The organism is Pseudomonadota bacterium (assembly GCA_030775045.1).
In the GTDB taxonomy this organism is placed as follows: domain Bacteria; phylum Pseudomonadota; class Alphaproteobacteria; order JALYJY01; family JALYJY01; genus JALYJY01.
Window position 1 is genome coordinate 1 of sequence record JALYJY010000102.1, and the last position, 6,453, is coordinate 6,453.

The window sequence follows — 6,453 nt, forward strand, 5'->3', positions numbered from 1 at the left end:
GGTATAAATCGATAAATGTGAGGGAATCATCATGAAATCCAGACAACACAAGCAAGGGTTAAGGTCTGTTCTGGCTGCCGGAGTGCTGGGGGTTTTTTCTGCCTGCGCATCAGGCCCAAAAACCATAGACGAATTTTCAGGGCGCAGGCAAGACCAGCAAGCCGGAACAGGTGTTACGCATGCTGATTTCCAGAAAATGCTGGATCTGATGAGAAAGGCTGTATAAGGAAACGCCGGATTCAACCGATGAAACCAGACAGCTGAACTGTGCCCTGATTGTCGTAAGCCTTGTGGCGATTGATCGTCCAGAGTTTGCGCTATGGATAACGGAAGGCATCCGCAAAGAATTTGATGGAGCCAAAGACACAGTAAAAACTTACTGTAACCAGATATTTATGGATATGGGGAGCCAGAATGCCCGCCGGGCAGTTCCGGCGCCAGCGGCCGGATCATATACCTGTTCCTGATCCGCCGTGACCAGTTTCTGTCTGTAACGATGAATTATACAAAAAGCACAGGGATATACTCCCTGTGCTTTTTCAGATGTGTATTGGGGAAAGAACCTCAGGCCGCGGAAGCGTCCTGATTCTCTTCAGGGGCGGGCTGGTCCCAGGTCTGCTCCGCTGTTTCATGGACAGTGACCACGGCTGTGCCGCGCTCGAACTGCACAGCAGCCCCTTCCTCTGACCGCGCCACGTTGACCGTGACATTCACGGGCACTTCGGGATGCAGGTCAACCTGGACCTGGAACAGGCCCAGAGCCTTGATGGGAGAGGCAATGGACACCTGGCCGCGATCCACGGCAAAGCCTTTTTCCTTCACCGCATCCGCAATGTCACGGCCATTGACCGAGCCATACAGCATGCCGGTTTCACCCGCCTGGCGGATCACCACCACCTTCAGGCCGCCCATCTTTTTCGCCAGTGCCTCGGCCTCTTTCTTCAGCTCCTGGTTGCGGGCCAGCAGCTGGGCCTTCTGGCGCTCAAACACCTCGCGGTTGGCTTTTGTGGCCCGCAGCGCCTTTTTCTGCGGCAGCAGGAAGTTCCGGGCATAGCCGGGTTTTACAGTGACCACATCGCCGATCTGACCCAGATGGGTCACGCGTTCCAGCAGAATGATTTCCATGACTGTCTCTCCTGTTCCGGCCTTATTCGACCACATAGGGCATCAGGGCCAGGAAGCGCGCACGCTTGATGGCCTGGGCCAGGGCACGCTGTTTCTTGGCGGAAACGGCCGTGATGCGGCTGGGCACCATCTTGCCCTTTTCGGACACATAGCGTGACAGCAGCTTGGTGTCCTTGTAGTCAATGACCGGCGCGTTCGGGCCCGCGAACGGGCAGCTCTTGCGGCGGCGGAAAAAGGGACGGCGTCCACCGGCGCCGGCTCCACGGGACTCGCCTGCACCGCGGGATTCGCCCATGTCCCGGGCAGCAGCGGATGATGCACTCATGCCAGTTCTCCTTCATCGGACATCTCTTCGCGGGGACCGCGGAACGGACGGTCAAAGTCACGCCGGGGGCCGGAAGAACGGTCACCCCGTTCATTTCTGGCCTGCATCATGACGGACGGACCGTCTTCCAGCTTTTCAACCCGGACGGTGAGAAAGCGGATGATATCCTCGTTGATGCGCATGGTGCGTTCCAGCTCCTTTACGGCGGCGGGAGGCGCATCTAGGTTCATCAGGACATAGTGTCCCTTGCGGTTTTTGTTGATTTTATAGGCGAGGGTGCGCAGGCCCCACATCTCGGTCTTTGTGACCTTGCCGCCATTGTCCCTGACAACAGCAGCCATGGATTCGGCCAGCTGTTCAGCCTGGGCCGGGGATATATCCTGACGCGCGATCAGGATGTTTTCGTACAGCGCCATACGTTCGGACTCCCTGTGGTTGTCTCCGGGACCGGCCGGCGGCAAACCCTGCCGCTCTACCGTTTCTGTCCCAACAGCCGGACGCCTGTGCGACCGGCAAGGAGTGGTTACAAGAGCGCGGACTATACACAAAAAAACGCCCGCGGCAAGCAAGATCTCCTCCATAACCCTGACTGCAGCGGGCGCCTGCCGCGTCGCTGCGGTCCTCAAATCCTCATGTACGTTTCTGTACACTCCGGTTTTGCGGTCCTCGCTCCTGGAATTCGCCTCGCCGCAGCGGGTTCTGCAGGAGATCTGGTGCTTGACTCCATGGGGCAGGCAGGTATGACTTCGGGAAGTTCCCGCCCTGAAAACATCAGGAGATTCCGTGAGCCTTTCCTTTGTATTTCCCGGCCAGGGAAGCCAGTTTCCCGGCATGGGCCGCGATCTGGCGCTGGCCTTTCCGGTCGCCCGGCACACCTTCCAGGAAGTGGACGATGCCCTGGGGCAGAACCTGTCCGCTCTGATGTTCGGGGGACCCGAAGCCGATCTGACCCTGACGGAAAACGCCCAGCCTGCCCTGATGGCCGTCAGCATGGCCGTGATGCGGATCCTGGTCCAGGACGCGAAGATTGACCTGGTAAAGACAGCCCGATTCGTGGCCGGCCATTCACTGGGGGAATATTCGGCCCTGACGGCAGCAGGCTCCCTGTCTGTACCTGACGCCGCGCGCCTGCTGAAGCGCCGGGGACAGGCCATGCAGCGGGCCGTTCCTCCGGGACAGGGTGCCATGGCGGCCCTTCTGGGCGCTGATCTGGCGCTGGCGCAGGAAATCGCCGCTGCCGCCGCGCAGGGGCAGGTGTGCACAGCTGCCAACGACAATGCGCCGGGACAGGTAGTCATCAGCGGCCACCGTGAAGCCGTGGAGCGGGCCATTGCCATCGCCACAGAACGCGGGATCCGTCGCAGCGTCCTGCTGCCCGTCAGCGCGCCGTTCCACTGTGCCCTTATGCAGCCTGCCGCGGATGAGATGGCCCAGGCGCTGGCGCAGGTGAAGATCCAGGCCCCTGCCGTTTCCGTGGTGGCCAACGTGACCGCTTCGGCTGTTACGGATCCGGAGACCATCCGCCGTCTTCTGGTGGAGCAGGTCACCGGGGCCGTGCGCTGGCGCGAGAGTGTCCTGTTCATGAAAGCCCAGGGCGTGGACACGCTGGCCGAGATCGGCGCCGGCAAAGTGCTGTCAGGCCTCGCGCGGCGCATTGATGAATCCCTGAAGGGAATCTCCGTGCAGACCCCCGCCGACATCGAAGCTTTTATTGCCCATCTTCAGGGAGCCAGAGCCCATGTTTGATCTGACCGGAAAGACGGCTCTGGTGACCGGAGCTTCGGGCGGAATCGGTGAGGCCATCGCCCGCATCCTGCACCGGCACGGTGCCACAGTAGCCCTGTCCGGCACACGGACAGAGGCACTGGAGACCCTGAAGTCCTCTCTGGGGGACCGGGCCGTCGTCACGCCCGCCAACCTGTCCGACTTTGACAGTGTGGAAAAGCTGGCAAAGGATGCCGAGGCTGCACTGGGCGGTCGCATCGATATCCTGGTCAACAACGCCGGCGTGACCCGTGATGGCCTGGCCGTGCGCATGAAAGACGAGGACTGGCAGACCGTCCTGGATGTGAACCTGACGGCCGCTTTCCGCCTGTGCCGGGCTGTGCTGAAAAACATGATGAAAAATCGCCACGGCCGGATCGTGGGCATTACGTCGGTCGTCGGCGTGACCGGCAATCCGGGCCAGGCCAACTATGCCGCGTCCAAGGCCGGCATGATCGGCATGTCCAAAGCGCTGGCGGCCGAAGTGGCCTCCCGCGGCATCACGGTAAATTGCGTCGCGCCCGGCTTCATCGCCTCCTCCATGACCACCGCCCTGAACGACGACCAGAAGGCAAAGATCAATGCCTCGATTCCGCTGGGCCGCATGGGCGCGCCGGAGGAAATCGCCGCCGCTGTCCTGTACCTGGCCAGCACCGAGGGCGCATACGTCACCGGCCAGACGCTGCACGTCAACGGCGGGATGGCGATGATCTAGGTGACCCGCTGCTTCATCGCTCTTGGCATCCCGCCGGATATCCGCACCCACTTCACCCTGCTGTATGGCGGCATTCCGGGTGCACGGTGGACGCCGGAGGACAACCTTCACCTGACCTTGCGGTTTCTGGGTCCCCTGGACAACAGCGTTCTGGAGGATGTGGCCGCCGCCTTGTCACTGGTAGACTGCCCGGCCTTTACCCTGACTTTCCGGGGCGTGGGCCAGTTCGGGGACCGGAAGATCCACTCCCTGTGGGCGGGGGTGGAGGATTCACCCGGCCTGCAGCTTCTGCACGGAAAGATCGCAGGGGCAACACGCCGCGCGGGGATCCCGCCGGACGAGCGGAAATTCACACCCCATGTGACCCTGGCGCGGCTGAAAAATGCACCGGAAGACCGGATCCTGCGCTTTCTGTCCGGGAACAGTCTGTTCCGGACCACTCCGGTCCTGTTTGACCATTTCACCCTGTATGCCAGCCATACAGGAGAATCGGGGTCCGTCTACGAACCCCTGCAGGATTTCCCTCTGGTGCAATAAGGGTTGCCTCCGGAAACTGTCTGCCCCATAATACAGTCCGGAATGTGGAATTTCAGCCACTGGGCGCCGGCCAAAATCCGGTGCCGCCAGTGGTTTTTTGTATGCGGAGGAACAAGACGTGGCCCAGCCCCTGATGCCCAAGGCGACCGCTGTATGGCTTCTGGACAACACCAGCCTGAGCTTTGACCAGATAGCAGAATTCTGCGGTCTGCACCGGCTGGAAGTCGGAGCTATCGCCGATGGTGACTCTGCCATAGGGATGATCGGCCTGGATCCGGTCCGCAATGGCCAGCTGACCCTGGAAGACATCGCCCGCTGCGAGAAAGACCCGGATGCCCGCCTGGTTCTGGCTGCCACGGATGTGCCCGAAGCAGCAGCCCGCAAGAAAAAAGGTCCGCGCTATACGCCGGTTACAAAGCGCGCCGAAAGGCCGGACGGTATTGCCTGGCTTCTCAAGAACCACCCCGAACTGTCGGACCGGCAGCTCTGCGACCTTCTGGGCACCACGCGGGATACCATAAAGAATATCCGCGACCGGACCCACTGGAACATCAGCAATATCAATCCCCGCAATCCCGTACTTCTGGGCCTGATCACCCAGAAGGCGCTGGACGACGCCATTGCCGCTGCGGGAGGTTCTGCAACGGCGACAGGCGACAGTACGCCTGCGACGGATGAGGAGTAATCCCTCACCCTCCCGCTTTGCGGGTCCCTCCCTCTCCCGCCGGGAGAGGGTGACACGCAGTGTCGGGTGAGGGTTTCAACCCCCGGAATCCTGCATAGCAAGAAACTTCTCCGCCTCAAGGGCAGCCATGCATCCCATGCCGGCGGCGGTGACAGCCTGGCGGAACACCTTGTCCTTCACGTCTCCGGCCGCAAAGACACCCGGGATATTTGTGGCCGTGCTGTCCGGTTTTGTCAGGATATAGCCTGACTCGTCCATCTCCACATGGTCTTTAAACACCTTCGTAGCCGGGTCATGGCCGATGGCGATGAATACACCCTGGACCGGCAGGTCGGACAGTGCGCCCGTTTCCGCATGACGCAGGCGCAGGCCGGTGACGGCCGGAGCACCGCTGCTGGCATCGCCCACGATCTCATCCACCACATGGTCCCAGACCACACTGATCTTCGGGTGTTTCGCGACCCGCTCCCGCAGGATTCTTTCGCCCCGAAAGGCATTGCGGCGGTGGACGACGGTGACCTTTGACGCATGGTGGGTCAGGTACAGCGCCTCCTCCATGGCGGAATTGCCGCCGCCAATTACGGCAACTTCCTTGCCCTTGAAGAAAAACCCGTCGCAGGTCGCGCAGGCGGACACGCCGTGGCCCTGGTATTTTTTCTCGCTCTCCAGTCCCAGCCAGCGGGCCTGAGCCCCCGTGGCAATGATGACCGTATCGGCGGTGTACAGGGTTCCTGAATCGCCCCAGGCGCGGAAAGGCCGCTGGCTGAAATCCACCCGGGTGATCAGGTCAAAGGCCATGTCGGTTCCCACATGCCGGGCCTGCTTTTCCATCTGCTCCATCAGCCAGGGACCCTGGATCACGTCCGCAAAGCCGGGATAGTTCTCCACGTCCGTGGTAATCATCAGCTGGCCGCCCGGCTGCATGCCCTGGATCACCAGGGGATTCAGGCTGGCGCGGGCAGCATAGATGGCCGCCGTATAGCCGGCCGGTCCGGCCCCGATAATGAGAACCTTTACATGGCGTGTGGTGGACATGGGTGTTCCTGTGTTTCTGATCCTGTCCCCGGTGTAGCGACAACACCCGGGAAACTCAACCGTCCACCCATAGCTGTTGTCGCAAGTAAATCCGTGTTGTACCGTCAGAATGGAATTTTAACGATATGAGGATTGCCATGTTTTCCGGAATGTCTGATACCCCTCAGCCTGGAACCAGCCCGGATCCTGGAATCCGCAGGGGGCCAATCCCCGGAACCCGGGAAGACTCTGGCATTCGCAGAGGGCCTATGCCCGGAATTCCTAGAG

The 6,453-nt window shown here is 61.1% G+C and carries 8 protein-coding genes; 4 read left to right on the forward strand and 4 right to left on the reverse strand.

What is annotated here, in order from left to right:
• Positions 1 to 564: 564 nt before the first annotated feature.
• The 3 genes from rplI to rpsF are packed head-to-tail and all read right to left on the reverse strand — an operon-like array spanning position 565 to position 1,866.
• The gene (rplI, locus tag M3O22_08195; GenBank protein ID MDP9196724.1) at positions 565 to 1,125 is read right to left on the reverse strand and encodes a 50S ribosomal protein L9; all 561 of its coding nucleotides are present in this window, start codon (positions 1,123 to 1,125) and stop codon (positions 565 to 567) included.
• Between the two features lie 22 nt (positions 1,126 to 1,147).
• Positions 1,148 to 1,420 (reverse strand): 30S ribosomal protein S18, encoded by a 273-nt coding sequence (rpsR, locus tag M3O22_08200; GenBank protein ID MDP9196725.1) that lies wholly within the window; start codon positions 1,418 to 1,420, stop codon positions 1,148 to 1,150.
• 26 nt (positions 1,421 to 1,446) lie between these two features.
• Positions 1,447 to 1,866: a 30S ribosomal protein S6 gene (gene rpsF / locus M3O22_08205; protein ID MDP9196726.1), complete on the reverse strand. Its 420-nt coding sequence runs from the start codon at positions 1,864 to 1,866 to the stop codon at positions 1,447 to 1,449.
• A 367-nt stretch (positions 1,867 to 2,233) separates the two neighbouring features.
• Between rpsF and fabD the strand changes: the two genes are divergently transcribed.
• The 4 genes from fabD (at position 2,234) to M3O22_08225 (ending at position 5,151) form a co-directional block, all read left to right on the forward strand.
• A complete protein-coding gene (gene fabD, locus M3O22_08210; protein MDP9196727.1) occupies positions 2,234 to 3,196 on the forward strand; it encodes an ACP S-malonyltransferase in 963 nt (320 codons plus the stop codon).
• Entirely contained in the window at positions 3,189 to 3,929 is a 741-nt protein-coding gene (gene fabG / locus M3O22_08215; GenBank protein MDP9196728.1) for a 3-oxoacyl-[acyl-carrier-protein] reductase, read from the forward strand. Before fabD ends, fabG begins: the two co-directional genes overlap by 8 nt.
• Positions 3,930 to 4,466 (forward strand): RNA 2',3'-cyclic phosphodiesterase, encoded by a 537-nt coding sequence (thpR, locus tag M3O22_08220; protein MDP9196729.1) that lies wholly within the window; start codon positions 3,930 to 3,932, stop codon positions 4,464 to 4,466.
• Positions 4,467 to 4,584: 118 nt separating this feature from the next.
• Positions 4,585 to 5,151 carry a DUF1013 domain-containing protein gene (locus M3O22_08225; protein MDP9196730.1) on the forward strand — a complete coding sequence of 189 codons (567 nt, stop codon included), beginning with the start codon at positions 4,585 to 4,587 and terminating at the stop codon, positions 5,149 to 5,151.
• A gap of 75 nt (positions 5,152 to 5,226) precedes the next feature.
• Here the strand turns inward: M3O22_08225 and trxB are convergent, their stop codons facing one another.
• Positions 5,227 to 6,186, reverse strand: coding sequence for a thioredoxin-disulfide reductase (gene trxB, locus M3O22_08230; protein MDP9196731.1), 960 nt, complete (start codon positions 6,184 to 6,186; stop codon positions 5,227 to 5,229).
• Positions 6,187 to 6,453: the final 267 nt, after the last annotated feature.

Excerpts from the sequence above, each read along its gene's own strand:
- rplI (MDP9196724.1), bottom strand. The coding sequence starts at position 1,125 with ATGGAAATCATTCTGCTGGAACGCGTGACCCATCTGGGTCAGATCGGC.
- rpsR (MDP9196725.1), bottom strand. The coding sequence starts at position 1,420 with ATGGGCGAATCCCGCGGTGCAGGCGAGTCCCGTGGAGCCGGCGCCGGT.
- rpsF (MDP9196726.1), bottom strand. The coding sequence starts at position 1,866 with ATGGCGCTGTACGAAAACATCCTGATCGCGCGTCAGGATATATCCCCG.
- fabG (MDP9196728.1), top strand. The coding sequence starts at position 3,189 with ATGTTTGATCTGACCGGAAAGACGGCTCTGGTGACCGGAGCTTCGGGC.
- trxB (MDP9196731.1), bottom strand. The coding sequence starts at position 6,186 with ATGTCCACCACACGCCATGTAAAGGTTCTCATTATCGGGGCCGGACCG.